Annotated in this window: 12 protein-coding genes; 10 read left to right on the forward strand and 2 right to left on the reverse strand. The window is 41.0% G+C overall.

The window, feature by feature from the left end:
* On the forward strand, positions 1–427 hold a 427-nt coding region (locus tag ACTIEV_RS04575), incomplete at its 5' end, for a transposase (protein WP_439516217.1).
* A gap of 38 nt (positions 428–465) precedes the next feature.
* Here the strand turns inward: ACTIEV_RS04575 and ACTIEV_RS04580 are convergent.
* Complete coding sequence (locus tag ACTIEV_RS04580) at positions 466–1,254, reverse strand: SDR family oxidoreductase (RefSeq protein WP_322196958.1); 789 nt, start codon at positions 1,252–1,254, stop codon at positions 466–468.
* Positions 1,255–1,263: 9 nt separating this feature from the next.
* Positions 1,264–1,590: a cupin domain-containing protein gene (locus tag ACTIEV_RS04585; RefSeq protein WP_322196957.1), complete on the reverse strand. Its 327-nt coding sequence runs from the start codon at positions 1,588–1,590 to the stop codon at positions 1,264–1,266.
* Positions 1,591–1,643: 53 nt separating this feature from the next.
* Here ACTIEV_RS04585 and ACTIEV_RS04590 point away from each other — a divergent pair, with 53 nt between their 5' ends.
* From ACTIEV_RS04590 to priA, 9 genes are all read left to right on the forward strand, one after another.
* Positions 1,644–1,937 carry a DUF3817 domain-containing protein gene (locus ACTIEV_RS04590; RefSeq protein ID WP_322196956.1) on the forward strand — a complete coding sequence of 98 codons (294 nt, stop codon included), beginning with the start codon at positions 1,644–1,646 and terminating at the stop codon, positions 1,935–1,937.
* Between the two features lie 69 nt (positions 1,938–2,006).
* Positions 2,007–2,597, forward strand: coding sequence for a bifunctional nuclease family protein (locus ACTIEV_RS04595; RefSeq protein WP_178888425.1), 591 nt, complete (start codon positions 2,007–2,009; stop codon positions 2,595–2,597).
* 122 nt (positions 2,598–2,719) lie between these two features.
* Entirely contained in the window at positions 2,720–3,547 is an 828-nt protein-coding gene (ispE, locus tag ACTIEV_RS04600) for a 4-(cytidine 5'-diphospho)-2-C-methyl-D-erythritol kinase (protein ID WP_322196955.1), read from the forward strand.
* 295 nt (positions 3,548–3,842) lie between these two features.
* A complete protein-coding gene (gene gltB / locus ACTIEV_RS04605; RefSeq protein ID WP_322196954.1) occupies positions 3,843–8,366 on the forward strand; it encodes a glutamate synthase large subunit in 4,524 nt (1,507 codons plus the stop codon).
* Positions 8,367–8,383: 17 nt separating this feature from the next.
* Positions 8,384–9,856, forward strand: coding sequence for a glutamate synthase subunit beta (locus ACTIEV_RS04610; RefSeq protein WP_322196953.1), 1,473 nt, complete (start codon positions 8,384–8,386; stop codon positions 9,854–9,856).
* Positions 9,857–10,084: 228 nt separating this feature from the next.
* Positions 10,085–11,473 (forward strand): ammonium transporter, encoded by a 1,389-nt coding sequence (locus ACTIEV_RS04615; RefSeq protein ID WP_322196952.1) that lies wholly within the window; start codon positions 10,085–10,087, stop codon positions 11,471–11,473.
* A 149-nt stretch (positions 11,474–11,622) separates the two neighbouring features.
* On the forward strand, positions 11,623–12,651 hold the full coding sequence (locus ACTIEV_RS04620; protein WP_322196951.1) for an outer membrane beta-barrel protein: 1,029 nt from the start codon (positions 11,623–11,625) through the stop codon (positions 12,649–12,651).
* Positions 12,652–12,888: 237 nt separating this feature from the next.
* The gene (locus ACTIEV_RS04625) at positions 12,889–13,647 is read left to right on the forward strand and encodes a lysophospholipid acyltransferase family protein (RefSeq protein ID WP_322196950.1); all 759 of its coding nucleotides are present in this window, start codon (positions 12,889–12,891) and stop codon (positions 13,645–13,647) included.
* Between the two features lie 9 nt (positions 13,648–13,656).
* Positions 13,657–16,113 carry a replication restart helicase PriA gene (gene priA / locus ACTIEV_RS04630; RefSeq protein ID WP_322196949.1) on the forward strand — a complete coding sequence of 819 codons (2,457 nt, stop codon included), beginning with the start codon at positions 13,657–13,659 and terminating at the stop codon, positions 16,111–16,113.
* Positions 16,114–16,121 lie beyond the last annotated feature (8 nt).

Here is a 16,121-nt window from a genome sequence, read left to right on the forward strand (position 1 = left end):
GTGTTACTTATTTTCTTCAACGAAAAAATCAGCATACCCTCTTAGATGCATCGAAGCATACAAGAAAAATACCGGTGAAAAATTCATTTTTGTAACCAATATTATTGATTCAACTGCAGCAGAGATTAGTGATATATACAAAAAGCGTTGGGATATAGAAGTCTTCTTCAAGTTTATTAAACAGGTACTCAATTTTGATCATTTAACAAACAGAAGCGAGAACGGCATAAAAGTCATTTTATATGTAACAATGATCGCTGCTATATTATTGGAAGCGTATAAGAAAACCAATAAACTTACCGGATTTAAAATACCTATGCTTCGCCTTGAACAAGAATTAGAAAGAGAGGTTACCAAAAGTATTGTCATTCTTTGTGGTGGTGATCCAAATACCTTTGAGCAGCTTTTTGGGGCTAATCCTCCTTAATCTTCCGAACACCTGTGGTCGCCTGACCAATAACAACATCACAAACTCCCCACTCTCCCACCATCCACCGGTAAATTAATACCATTGATATATCCTGCCGCAGGTGAACATAAAAATACAACAGCCGCTGCAAACTCTTCCGGCTCTCCCAATCTCCCTGCGGGAATCATGGCAATTGTTTTTTCTACGATCGCATCCACAGTGGTACTTGCATCGGATGCTTGTTTTCCAAATAAATAATCGAGTCGATCTGTTTTTGTATAACCGGGTAATACATTGTTGACGGTGATCCCGTATTGTCCGATCTCATTCGCCAATGTCTTGGCCCAATTCGCCACACCTGCTCGTACTGTATTGGAAATACCCAATCCATTGATGGGTTGTTTCACGGCAGTAGATAAAATATTGATGATGCGTCCAAATTTATTTGCTTTCATACCCGGCACCACCAATTGAGCCAATGTATGTGCTGTGAGTAAATGAGCTGTTACTCCTTTTTGCATGTCTTCCAAAGAAGTATTGAGCAATGGACCGGCAGCCGGACCACCGGTATTGTTCACCAGGATATCAATTCTTTTTCCTTTGGCAAGAAAATCGGTAATGAGCTGTTTGATATGCTCGGGATCTCCTGAATCTGCTACAAAATAACCGTGTTGTTGTCCGAGTGAAATATCCAGCGATTGTTTCACCGCTTTCAAATTCTCTTCATTGCGTGCCAGCAGCCATACATTGGCACCCAACATTGCCAGTTCATGTGCCACTGCAGCACCTAGTCCTTGTGAAGCACCGCATACCAGTGCTGTTTTATTGGTCAGATCTAAGTTCATCATCTCATTTTAAAGTGCACGATAATCTTCCCGAACGGGATAAAAAACATCCAATAATTTACAATCCGTGATCGCCAATCCGGAGTGACGAATATTGGATGGAATCACGATCACTTGTCCGGGTGTAAACCGAATCGGCTCACCATCCAATGTCAATTCAAACTCCCCTTCCAATACATGCGCCACTTGCTCATGTGGATGTGCATGTTCTTGCAAAGCAGCTCCTGCTTTTACATCCAGATAAGAGAAAGTCATATTTTCCGTATGAATGAACCGAGCGGAATAACCCGGCACAATTTCTTTAGGACTGATCGTTGCTAAATCAACTAACGGCATAATTCAATGTTATTTTCTGCAAATTACTCAATCCTTCCCTGTTTCTTTGCAGTATGAAAAGTTCGCTCACACTATTTCGAAAAGTTGGTATTGCGGAAGGTATTTCGCTATTGGTATTACTCCTGATTGCCATGCCCCTGAAATATTTCGCAGGAATACCTGAAGCGGTGAAATTTACCGGATGGGTTCATGGCTTATTGTTCATTGCTTATTGCTGGTTGGCATATGTAGTGAAGGAAGAGAAACAATGGCCTTTCCAAATGTTGATCTGGGCTTTTCTGGCTGCTTTTTTCCCATTCGGAACATTTTTGTTGGATAAAAAGATCAAATCCGGTCAATGGATTTGATCAACTGAATGACGGTTTCACCAACTGAGCATCCATCTTAACCTAATTTGGTTTATTTTCGTGGGGTCTATGAAAAAGATAGAATTGGAAATTGTGGCGCTTTCACACAGCATTACCCAAACGCATTCTTATGCGGTAGTATTAGGTGAAGCCAACGGAATGAGAAGACTCCCCATCGTGATCGGTGGTTTTGAGGCACAAGCCATTGCGGTAGCATTGGAAAATATGCAACCCAGCCGTCCACTCACCCATGATCTCATGAAAAATTTCATGAACGCATTCAATGTAGAATTACAGGAGATCATCATCAGCGATCTACAAGAAGGCATTTTCTATTCCAAGCTGGTGTGTTTCACAGAACATGATACCGTTGAAATAGATAGTAGAACCAGCGATGCATTGGCATTGGCTGTTCGTTTCGGATGTCCCATCTATACCTATGAACATATCCTTGAAAATGCTGGTATTCTCATGGAAGATGGTGGTACCGGTAAAAAACAAAAAGCTGAAGCCGTAGGTGTAGAAGAAAGTGGCAGCGGACGTGAAGACCTCAGCAATATGAGCCTAGAAGAATTGCAAACCCTACTCAATGATGTACTTGAACATGAAGATTATATCAGAGCGATTGCGATTAGGGATGAGATGAATAAGAGGAAGTAAGCTATGAGCTGCAAGCTTCTAGCTCCTAGCTACAGGCTGCAAGCTACAAGTAAGTTTAATAAAATACTGACTACTCACTATTCACTATTCACCATTGACAATTCACCATTCACACCTCCCCCATGATCCTTTTCCCTAACGCAAAAATCAATCTCGGTCTTCGGGTGGTGCATAAGCGGGAAGATGGGTATCATGATATTGAAACGGTATTCTATCCGATACATGGACTGAGAGATGCATTGGAGATTGTGCGTGGGACGACGGATACTCCTGTTGACTTCAATATAACAGGACTGCCTGTTCAGGGCGAGACTCATCAAAATCTTTGTGTAAAAGCTTATGCTTTACTGAAACAAGATTTCCCTGCTATTCCCTCCATTCAAATGCACCTACATAAAACCATTCCTATGGGCGCGGGATTGGGCGGCGGTAGTGCTGATGGTGCTTTTACACTACGATTACTGAATCAACAATTTCAATTGGGATTAACGCAAGAGCAATTGATTCAATATGCACTACAATTAGGTAGCGATTGTCCATTCTTTATTTTGAACCAACCCTGTTTTGCTACAGGTAGAGGTGAAATCATGAAGCCATTGTCATTAGATCTCAGTGCCTACCAGTTTGTATTGGTCAATCCCGGTATCCATGTTCCTACCGGTTGGGCTTTCGGACAATTACAACCAGCTATCCCTTCTATCAGTTGTGAACAGATCGTTACACAAGATCCTTCTACTTGGCGCGATCAATTGATCAATGATTTTGAGACATCCGTGATGGATGCTTATCCGAAAATTCGTGAGCTCAAAGATACCTTATACCAACATGGAGCAGTGTATGCATCCATGACAGGTACCGGCAGTACCGTGTATGGTATTTTCAAAAAAGAAACAAAAATTACCCTCTCCTTTCCGGAACACTACTTTGTGTATAGAGATTTAGCTGATTGAGGGGATGAGCTACGAGTGGCAAGCTGCAGGCTGCAGGCCGCAAGATTTTACCGTTAAGAGAAATATGGCAGTTTTAGTTGATGATTACATGTGTGATCAGTTACAACGAGGATGACAGCCTTTCAAAAAACTAACGTTTGTTTTGAATGATTTAGCATACAAATCACACATTATTGAACAATATTTAACCAATGTTGATATTTATTGAATAACTATTTTCTTTTCTACGCTTTTATTGATTAACTTACTGCTGATTGCCTGCCATTCTATTTCCTGAACTTTAATTCGGTTGCACATGCTTGTTTCTAACAACAGCACGGGTCTGTATGACCCCAGCTTCGAACATGATGCTTGTGGCATTGGATTCGTAGCCAACATCAAAGGCAGTAAATCCCATCAGCACATTGCAGATGCATTGACGGTATTGGAAAATATGGAACACCGCGGCGCTTGCGGTTGCGAAAGCAATACAGGTGATGGTGCGGGTATCATGATCCAGATTCCACACGAATTCTTTTTTGATGAATGCATTCGCCAAGGTGCACATCTTCCTGCTTATGGAAAATATGGCGTAGGATTTATCTTCTTTCCTAAAGAACTCAGATTACGCGAGGAGTGTCGCGACATCTTCAATCGCTCTGCAGAAAAACTCGGTCTCGATATTCTTTGCTATCGAAAAGTTCCTGTCAACACAACTGATATCGGTAAAACAGCATTATCCGTAGAACCTTTCATGGAACAAGTATTCATTGCTTGTCCGGATCATTTGACCAATCCGGATGACTTTGAACGAAAATTATTTGTACTGCGTAATTATGCAACGCATACGATCAACAACACCGTTAAGAAAGATGAGATTGGATTTTATCTGGCTTCTCTTTCTCATAAAACCATCGTGTACAAAGGTCAACTCACCAGCACGCAAGTACGTGGCTATTTTCCTGACCTGAATGATAAACGCGTTGTGTCTGCATTCGGACTCGTACACTCCCGTTTTGCAACCAATACATTTCCTTCTTGGAAACTCGCACAACCTTTCCGATACATTGCACACAATGGCGAAATCAATACACTACAAGGAAACCTGAACTGGTTAAGAACAAGTGAGAAAGGATTTACTTCTCCCTATTTCACGAGAGAAGAAATGGATATGCTCTTGCCAATTGTTACCAACGGACAATCAGATTCTGCTTGTTTAGATAACATGATCGAGTTACTCACCCTCACCGGCAGATCCTTACCACATGTGATGATGATGCTGATTCCGGAAGCATGGGATGGTAATGAACAGATGGACCCCATGAAGAAAGCTTTTTATGAATACCATGCTTGTATGATGGAACCTTGGGATGGACCCGCTTCCATTTCCTTTACAGATGGAAAGATCATCGGTGCTACATTGGATAGAAACGGATTACGTCCATCACGCTATTGTGTTACCACGGATGATCGAGTGATCATGGCTTCCGAGACAGGTACACTTCCCATCGATGCTTCACTGATCAAAGAAAAAGGAAGACTACAACCCGGGAAAATGTTTGTAGTAGATATGGAACAAGGTCGAATTATCAGTGATGAAGAATTGAAGCAACAGATCTGTTCTCAAAAACCTTACGGAGAGTGGTTGAACAAGTATAAGATCCGATTGGAGGAACTACCGGAACCCAGGGTAATGTTCACCCATTTAGAACATGATCAAGTATTCAAATATCAGAAAGCATTTGGTTATTCAACAGAAGACTTGGATACAATTATTGCTCCCATGGCACTGGATGGAAAAGAACCGATTGGTTCCATGGGAACCGATACACCATTGGCAGTATTAAGCGAGCAACCACAACACCTCAGCAGCTATTTCAAACAATTGTTTGCACAGGTAACCAATCCACCCATTGATCCCATTCGAGAAAGAATGGTAATGTCACTCGCCACATTTGCAGGAAGCAATGGTAATTTATTAGTTGAAGATCCATTGGCTTGTCATAGTGTAGCGCTCAAACATCCGGTCTTGAATAATTATGAGTTGGAAAAAATCAGAAGTATTGATACCGGCATCTTTCAGGCAAAAACATTACAAACTTATTTCCGTGCAGATGGTAAACCCGGTTCTTTGAAAGCGGGGCTCGACAGAATTTGCAGATACGCTGCAGACGCGGTTGAAGATGGATTTGAGGTATTGATTCTAACAGATAGAGCCATTGACTCTGATCATGCACAGATCCCATCTTTATTGGCAACCGCAGCAGTACATCATCATTTGATACGAAAAGGTTATCGCGGACAGGTGGGTATTATTGTAGAAGCAGGTGATGTTTGGGAAGTACATCATTTTGCTTGTTTGATTGCGTTTGGCGCTACAGCTATCAATCCCTATCTCGCATTATCTTCTATCAGAGATATGAAGTTGAGCCACAAATTACAAACGGACATAGATGCTGATCAGCTCAAGAAAAATTATATCAAAGCAGTAAATGAAGGTTTGCTGAAAGTGTTTTCTAAAATGGGTATTTCCACTTTGCAATCATACCAAGGTGCACAAATTTTTGAGATCATCGGTTTGAATAAAAAAGTGGTGGACACTTATTTCACCGGTGCCACTTCCAGAATTGAAGGTATGGGATTGGATGAGATCGCTAAAGAAACATTAGCGAAACATTTCTTTGCATTTGGTAAAAAAGAAATTCCGGTAGACCGATTACCGGTAGGTGGCATCTATCAATGGAAAAGAAAAGGCGAGTTTCATCTGTTCAACCCACAAACGATTCACTTATTACAACATGCTACGAAAAGCAATGATTACAATACTTTCAAAAAATACTCCAAACTCATCAATGATCAATCAGAGAAAGCATGCACATTACGCAGTTTATTTCAGTTCCGAAAAAATCGTCCATCCATATCCATCGATGAAGTAGAACCCGCTGAGAATATTTATAAAAGGTTTGCAACCGGTGCCATGTCGTTTGGCTCTATTTCTTGGGAAGCACATACTACACTGGCTATCGCCATGAATAGACTCGGTGGCAAAAGTAATACCGGTGAAGGTGGAGAAGATGAGATCAGGTATCAACCATTGCCCAATGGAGATTCGATGCGTTCATCCATCAAGCAAGTAGCTTCAGCAAGATTTGGTGTTACGAGTTTGTATTTAACAGAAGCGGATGAATTACAAATTAAAATGGCACAAGGAGCCAAGCCGGGTGAAGGCGGACAATTACCCGGCCATAAAGTAGACGACTGGATTGGCAAAACCAGACATGCTACACCCGGTGTTGGATTGATCTCTCCCCCACCACATCATGATATTTATTCGATTGAAGATCTGGCGCAATTGATTTTTGATTTGAAGAATGCCAACAGAAAAGCACGCATCAATGTGAAGCTGGTATCCAAAGCAGGCGTGGGAACCATTGCAGCAGGTGTAGCAAAAGCCAAAGCGGACGTGGTATTGATATCAGGTCATGACGGCGGAACAGGCGCTTCTCCCATCAGCTCTATCAAACATGCAGGTTTACCCTGGGAATTGGGATTGGCAGAAACACATCAGACCTTGGTGAAAAATAAATTGAGAAGTCGCATCGTAGTACAGGCTGATGGACAAATGAAAACGGGAAGAGATATTGCAATTGCCACTTTATTAGGCGCTGAAGAATGGGGTGTTGCTACTGCCGCACTCATTGTAGAAGGCTGTATCATGATGCGGAAATGTCATTTGAATACTTGTCCGGTAGGTGTTGCTACGCAAGATCCCGAATTAAGAAAACGATTCGCCGGAGACCCGGATCATGTTGTTCACTTTTTCAAGTTCATTACACAAGAACTGAGAGAGATCATGGCAGAATTAGGTTATAGAACGGTGAATGAAATGGTGGGACAAGTTGATACTCTGGAAATGCGAGAGGGTATCACGCATTGGAAATATGATCAATTGGATTTGTCCGCAGTGCTTTTCAAAGAACCCGAATCATTGTATACAGGATTGTATCAACAAGAAGAACAGGATCATGGATTGAGCAGTGTATTGGACTGGAAATTATTAGCGTTAGCAAAACCGGCTATTGATCAAAAAGAAAAAGTACGTGCCAGTATAGATATTAAAAATACAGATCGAACTGTGGGTACTATTCTTTCCAATGAGATCACAAAAAAATACGGAGCTGCAGGACTTCCGGATGATACGATTCATTTTAGTTTCCAAGGAACAGCCGGACAAAGTTTTGGCGCTTTCAATACCAAAGGCATTACTTTAGAATTGGAAGGAGATGCCAATGATTATTTCGGAAAAGGTTTGAGTGGTGCTACGCTGATTGTGTATCCGGCAAAAGCATCGGCCTTTGTTCCGGAAGAGAATATCATCATTGGTAATGTGGCGTTATATGGAGCTACATCCGGAAAAGCATTCATCAGAGGAAAAGCGGGTGAACGATTTGCCGTGCGAAATTCAGGAGCCGAAGTGGTGGTGGAAGGTGTTGGAGATCATGGTTGCGAATACATGACAGGTGGCAAAGCCATTATATTAGGCAGCACAGGAAGAAATTTTGCAGCAGGCATGAGCGGAGGTATTGCTTACATCTATGATGCGGAAGGTTCATTTGCTGAAAAATGCAATATGGAAATGGTAGCACTCGATCCTTTGGAAGCAGATGATAGTATTTATCTCAAAGAGATGATTACACAACACCACACTTATACCAACAGCACAGTTGCCAGATTTATTTTGGATGACTTCGATCATCAACTCAAAAACTTTGTGAAAGTATTTCCGGGAGATTATAAAAAAGCATTACAAAAGAAAGCAACCGTAACTCAAGGATATTAAACCATTCAAGCATTTTTATGGGAAAACCAACCGGCTTTATAGAATTCGACAGAATCCATCCATCCAAGCGATCGCCGCAAGAGAGAATTGGCGATTATAAAGAATTCGTGGAACGAATGACGGATGATCAATTGAATCAACAATCCGCTCGCTGCATGAACTGTGGCGTTCCCTTTTGTCATAGCGGTTGTCCATTAGGCAATATCATTCCTGAATTCAATGATGCCGTGTACAGACAAAACTGGCATGAAGCCTATGAACTTCTCAGTGCCACCAATAATTTTCCTGAATTCACCGGACGTATTTGTCCGGCTCCTTGTGAGAGTGCCTGTGTATTGGGCATCAACCAAAACCCCGTAGCAATTGAAGAAATAGAGAAACATATCATTGAAACCGCTTTTGAAAAAGGATTTGTACAACCCAGAAAGCCCAATCTAAGAACCGGAAAAAAAGTGGCCGTGGTAGGTTCGGGTCCGGCAGGTTTAGCCGCGGCTGCACAATTGAATTATGCCGGTCATCAGGTGACCGTATTTGAGAGAGATGCATATCCTGGTGGCCTACTGCGTTATGGCATTCCTGATTTTAAGTTAGAGAAATGGGTAGTGGAAAGAAGAGTTGCTTTATTAGTGGAAGAAGGGATTGTTTTCAAGTGTAATGCTCATGTGGGTGTGGATATTAGTATCAATGATCTGTTACGAGAATACCAGGCCATTGTTTTAGCAGGAGGATCAACCATTCCAAGAGATTTGAATATTCCCGGTCGGGAATTAAAAGGTGTGCATTTTGCGATGGATTTTTTGAAGCAGCAAAATCAACGTGTATCGGGTGAGGCGATCAAAACGGAGGATTTACTGGCAACAGACCGACATGTGGTGGTGATTGGCGGAGGAGATACGGGTAGTGACTGTGTAGGCACTTCCAACAGACAAGGTGCTTTATCGATAACTCAATTGGAATTGATGCCCAAGCCACCTGAAAAAAGAACGGCTGCTATGCCATGGCCTACTTATCCCATGGTATTAAAGACTACTTCTTCACATGAAGAGGGAGCGAATAGACAATGGGCAGTGGTGACAAAGGCATTCAAGGGCGATACAAATGGAAACCTTCAATCTATTGTAATAGCAGATCTACAGTGGAAAGCTTCTACCGATATTAAACCGGCAGGATTTGAAGAGATACCGGGTACGGAAAGAGAGATACCCTGTTCATTGGCATTATTGGCCATGGGATTTGTACACCCACAGCATCAAGGATTGATTGCGGAGTTAGGCGTAGAACTGGATGAAAGAGGGAATGTTAGGGCGAATGAAAAACACTATCAGACCAGCATTCCCAAAGTATTTGCTGCGGGCGATATGCGAAGAGGACAATCCTTAGTGGTATGGGCCATTAGTGAAGGAAGGGAATGTGCCAGACGGGTGGATCAGTATTTAATGGGGACATCGGTACTAGAATCTAAGGATCAAAGCTATTTAATTAATACATAATTATTTTATTAATATTTTATTCCAAAAACCTTTCAACGGCGTTTGAAAGGTTTTTTTATGTATAAAATGCACCTGTAACAGTATTTTGATGGTATTATTTCCAAAGTTAAAAACAAATATTAATTACTAAAATGTTAATATTTTATTTAAAATTTATTATTTAATTGAGTATTTTGTTATCAGATTATCAAATTACAATAATCGTAATGTTAAATTTAAAACCCTAGTATGAAAAAAATGACCATTCAGAAGATCGCTCCGTTTGCAGCATTAATAGCTGTAGCACTGGTAGCTTTGTTTATCCCCTCTTTACCGAATTATGCCGATGAGGCCGGAGCCTATAGCGCCGCCGATATTACTTGGATATTGGTTGCTACTGCACTGGTATTTTTAATGACACCCGGTCTGGCCTTCTTTTATGGTGGAATGGTACACCGCAAAAATGTAATCTCTACTATGATCAAAAGTGTGGCAGCGACAGGTGTTGTCAGCATTTTATGGGTTACGGTAGTATATAGCTTATGTTTTGGAGAATCGATCGGCGGCTTTATTGGCAATCCCTCTACACATTTATTCTTCAAAGGAATCAATTCCGGCGCACCCTGGAGTCTGGCGCCTAGCATTCCCATCACCTTATTTGCTTTATTTCAGTTGATGTTTGCCATCATCACGCCCGGTTTGGTGGTAGGCGCTGTTGCAGAACGTATAAAATTCACTTCTTATATCGTTTTCATCGCATTGTTCAGCTTATTGGTATATGCCCCCATTGCACATTGGACCTGGCATCCGGAAGGATTCTTGTTTAAAATGGGCGCACTGGATTTTGCTGGAGGAACAGTGGTACATATTTCAGCAGGTTGTGCAGCGTTGGCCGGCGCCATGGTACTGAAGCGCAGACAGGCCCACGTTGATCAAAAAGAAATTCCACCTGCAAACATTCCTTATGTATTGATTGGGACAGGATTACTTTGGTTTGGCTGGTTCGGTTTCAATGCCGGTTCGGCCTTGGGCGCCAATGCGCTGGCGGTTTCTGCATTTGCTACTACCAATACTGCTGCCGCTGCTGCTGGATTATCATGGATGTTCTTTGATGTATTAAGAGGTAAAAAACCTTCCGTACTCGGATTTTGTATCGGTGCTGTGGTTGGACTGGTAGCCATTACACCCGGTGCCGGATTTGTAGCTATCCCCCAATCTATTTTCATTGGTGTGCTTTCTGCCATCATTTCTAATATTGCCGTGTATTATAAATCCAAATCTAAACTGGATGATACTTTGGATGTATTCCCTTGTCATGGTATAGGTGGCATAGTAGGTATGCTACTCACCGGCATTTTTGCCACTAAAACTGTGAACAGTGCAGGAGCAGATGGTTTGTTTTATGGTAATGCTGCTTTCTTTTTCACACAAATAAAAGCACTGGGAATTGTGGTAGTGTACAGTTTTGTGATGTCTTTTGGCATCTTCAAATTCATCAATTTCATACTGCCCTTACGTGTTAGCTCTGAAGAAGAATTATTGGGATTGGATGCTACACAACACAATGAAAAATATGTGCAAGGCACTTTATTGGTAGAAGAAAATGGCTACTTGAAAGAAAGTATGCTCGCCGACTAATTCATGCATCATACTGCAAAAAATGCTGACCCATTGATTGCAGTATGTTCTCTCCATCGATTTGCTAAAGAAAATAAGGTACAGCCATATGATAAACCTCTGACCAGGTTTACCGACTGTACCTATTTGTTAATTATAAAACCAATGCAATGTTACGCAAAATTTTAACCCTTTCAACAGCAGTATGCGCCTGCCTTTCAGTAAACGCACAATCAGACTCTTCCAAAAAAGCAAGCACCGTTCTATCGGGTTCCATTGACGCCTACTACCGGTACAGCTTTTCTGATGCACCCACAAAAACCAATAACTTTACCAGCTTTACCAACTCTCAAAACTCTTTTGAGTTGGGCATGGCTTCCTTCAGGGTAGATCACTCTTTAGGAAAAGTATCTGCCGTTGCAGATATTGGTTTTGGCAGAAGAGCACAGGAATTTTCTTACAATGATGCCGGATCACTCGCCGCCATTAAACAAATGTACCTGAGCTATGCAGTCACCGATCACTTCAAATTAACCATGGGCAAATGGGCAACCCATATTGGGTATGAATTGGTGGATGCACCCGGCAACAGAAACTACAGCATGTCGTATGGCTTCTCCTATGGTCCATTCTTTCATACCGGCGTAAAAGCTGATATTTCTTTGGGCGGAAAAACTGCCATGATGATTGGAGTGGCCAATCCAACAGATCAATCTACCACTACTACATCTGCAAAATTTATTTTAGCACAGTTCAGTACCGCTTCTAAAGATGATAAGGTAAAAGGCTACTTGAATTTTCAGGGAGGAAATGGCATTACACAGTACAACATGGTGATCACAGGAGCCCTATCTGATCAATTGGGTATTGCTTATGATGGTAGTATGCAATGTCTCAAATCCGCCGGACAATCAGCCAATTGGAAAAGTCATGCCCTCTATTTTAATTATGACCCTGTTTCATCCTTAGGTTTTACACTACGGCAAGATTATTTCGATGATAGATCTGTTTCTCCAATTGGTATTGGTGGAAAAATTTATGCTACTACATTATCAGCCAATATCAAGAATCAAAATTTGACCATCATTCCTGAGTTCAGAATGGATAATTCAGCAAGTGATGTGTTTTTTAAAGGAGCTTCCAGTACAAAAACAAAAAGTACCATGGCATTCTTAATTGCAGCTGTCTATAAATTTTAGAAAACAACCTACATGCACAAAGAGGCTGTATCAAAAGTCTGATGCAGCCTCTTCTTATTCAACCCAATATCAGTTTCTATATTTTATTGTCTACATCCTCTCCTTCTTTTACTATAGACCATAGTCCATGGTCCATGGTCCATGGTCCATGGTCCATGGTCCATGGTCTATGGACTATTGACCATAAACTATAAGCTCCCCTCTTCATTTATCCCATTATTTGCTTAAGTTCGATAGATGAATCCGCTGATCAGACTGCTTCAGTTGTTATACTGCGTTTATGCTTTTATTCTTTTTGTCGTCATCATGTTGGGTGTTTTTCCATTCGTCATGCTAGCGCTTTTGTTTGGAAAACTTACCGGAGGTAATCTCATTTACAAACTGTGCATGATCTGGGCTAAAGTCTGGTATTTTTTGATTGGAGTTTCACATCAAGAAATTTATGAGTACCCGCATGATCCTACCAAACAATACATTTTTGTTGCCAACCATATCTCCTATATGGATATTCCGCCACTGGTTTTAATTGCACATCAACCCATCCGAATATTAGGCAAGTATGAAATGGTTAAAGTACCTGTATTTGGTTGGATCTATAGAGCTGCCGTGGTATTGGTTGATAGAAAAAATGCAGGGACCAGATCCAAGAGTGTACGTGCTTTGAAATCGGCATTGAGACATGGTATTTCCATCTTTATTTTTCCGGAAGGCACTTTCAATATGGGACCTAGCCCATTAAAAGATTTTTTTGATGGCGCATTTCGTATTGCCATTGAAACTGAAACGCCGATTAAACCGGTTTTACTGGTAGATACATTGGAGCGTTTACATTACAACAGTATTTTCTCATTGACTCCCGGTAAAAGCAGAGTGGTTTTTTTGAATGAAATTCCTGTGGAAGGTTTAACTATGCAAGACATCCCTTTGCTTAAAGAAAAAGTATATGATATCATGGATGCAGGTCTGCGCAGATATAGAGCATACCCAACAGCATAAGCCTTATTTTTGATCAAATTAGTAGTTGTGTACGCAGAGATCATCATACCACTTGCCTTACCGCTCAATTATACTTGGGCAATTCCGCCTGCTTTGCAGGATAAGGTACAACCGGGCATTCGGGTGGAAGTGATGTTGGGGAAGAGTAAAAAATATGCTGGCATTATCAAAAGACTTCACTATAACAAGCCGGAAGCTTTTGATCCGAGAGATATTATCAATATTCTGGATCATGAACCCATCATTTATCCGGAACAATTACGCTTCTGGGAGTGGATGGCGAACTATTATATGTGCAGTGAAGGTGAGATCATGCAAGCTGCCATTCCTACTAATCTCAAATTATCCAGTGAAAGTATCCTGGTTTGGAATGAAGAGCGCAGCATCGATTTCAGCGACTTATCTGACAGTGAATATATTGTTGCCGAAGCTTTAGAATTAAAAAAAGAGCTTCGCCTGAATGAAGTACAGGAATTATTGGATGTAGCAAACGTATATCCTGTTATCAAAAAACTGATCGATAAAGAAGTTTGTTATGTATGGGAAGAATTGAAAGAGAAATATAAAGAGAAGAAACAGACCTACATCTTTTTACACCCTACTTATAAAAATGAAGAAAACCTGGCAGCATTACTCAACGGCTGGACAAAAGCACCTAAGCAAATGGAATTGTTATTGGCTTTTCTGCATTTGCAAAGAACAGAGGGTGAAGTTTTGCAACAAGAGTTACTAAAAAAATCTACTGCTACTGCAGCTCAACTAAAGGGTTTGATTGATAAAGGTATTCTTCTTTCTGAAAAAAGAAGTAGTGACAGAATATCTTATGGCACTCCAGAAGTGAATATCCAGTTCACCCTCTCACCTGCTCAGGAAAAAGCGTTATCAGAAATTCATTCCCAGTTCGAAGAGAAATCTGTTTGTTTATTACATGGCGTTACCGCGAGTGGTAAAACACAGATTTACACAAAGCTTATCGAAGAAAAAATCAAAGAAGGCAAACAGGTTTTATATATGTTGCCGGAAATTGCTTTGACTGCGCAGATCATCAGAAGATTACAGGAATACTTTGGGGGATATATCGCTATTTATCATTCCAAATTCAATGCGAATGAACGGGTTGAAATCTGGAATAAAGTAAAAAATGGAGAGATCAAAATTGTGCTTGGCGCAAGATCTTCACTGTTCCTGCCGTTCAAAAATCTTTCCTTGATCATTGCAGATGAAGAGCATGATGGTTCCTATAAACAGCAAGACCCTGCACCTCGTTATCATGCGAGAGATGCTGCCATCTATTATGCCCATCTGTTTCAAGCCAAAGTTTTATTGGGGAGTGCTACACCTTCTGTAGAAAGTTATTTCAACTGTCTGCAAAACAAATACGGACTTGTACAATTGACAGAACGTTTTGGAGATGCACAATTACCAGATATCACATTGATCGATGTTAAAAAATTTCAGCAAAAAAAAGCTAAAGTTGCATTTACAGAGCCACTTTTGGAAGCTATTCGCCAATCGCTTGACCAACAAAAACAGGTCATTCTTTTTCAAAATCGTAGAGGATATGCTCCTTATCAGATTTGCAATACCTGTGGCTGGATTCCCCAGTGCAAGAACTGTGATGTAACACTCACCTATCATAAATTTCAGAATAAACTCACCTGCCATTACTGTGGAACCCATTATCTGGTCATACAAACCTGTGCGGCTTGTGGAAGTCATGACTTCACACAGAAAAATTTTGGTACAGAACAGATAGAAGAACTATTAAACGAGTTTTTCCCTGATGCCAGAATTGCTAGAATGGATTATGACAGTGTAAGAGGAAAACATGATCATGATGCACTGATCAAACTGTTTGAACAACAAAGACTGGATATATTAGTGGGTACACAAATGGTGGTGAAAGGTTTAGACTTTGACCATGTAAATCTTGTAGGTATTATTGATGCAGATGGGATATTGGGATTCACAGATTTCAGGGTCAATGAAAAAGCCTATCAGTTAATGGAACAAGTGAGTGGTAGAGCCGGCAGAAAAGATCAATTGGGTAAAGTATTGATACAGGTAAGCAATACGCGTCATCCTGTACTGGCATTCGTGCAACAACATCAGTATGAAGCTTTGTATCAGTATGAAATAGAGAATAGGAAACAATTCGGATATCCGCCCTTCAGCAGATTGATTCAACTTACATTCAAGCACAAAGAGAAACAGCTGGCAGAAGAAGCTGCACATATACTGATACAAGGAATGGCCGGCAGCTTTTTAAAGGAAATGAGCGGACCGGCTCAACCCGTAGTGGATAGAATTAGAAACCAATATCTTTGGGAAGTGTTGATTAAATTACCCAAAGATGTACAAAAGATCCAGCAGTGTAAGCGTGAGATCATGCAGCAGATCGTCATCATACAATCGAATAAAAGGTATAAAGCGGTAAGGGTCGTCTTGAATGTAGATCCATTATAGCTAGGAAA

The sequence above is a fragment of the Sediminibacterium sp. genome (assembly GCF_051861365.1).
Taxonomy (GTDB): Bacteria; Bacteroidota; Bacteroidia; order Chitinophagales; family Chitinophagaceae; genus Sediminibacterium.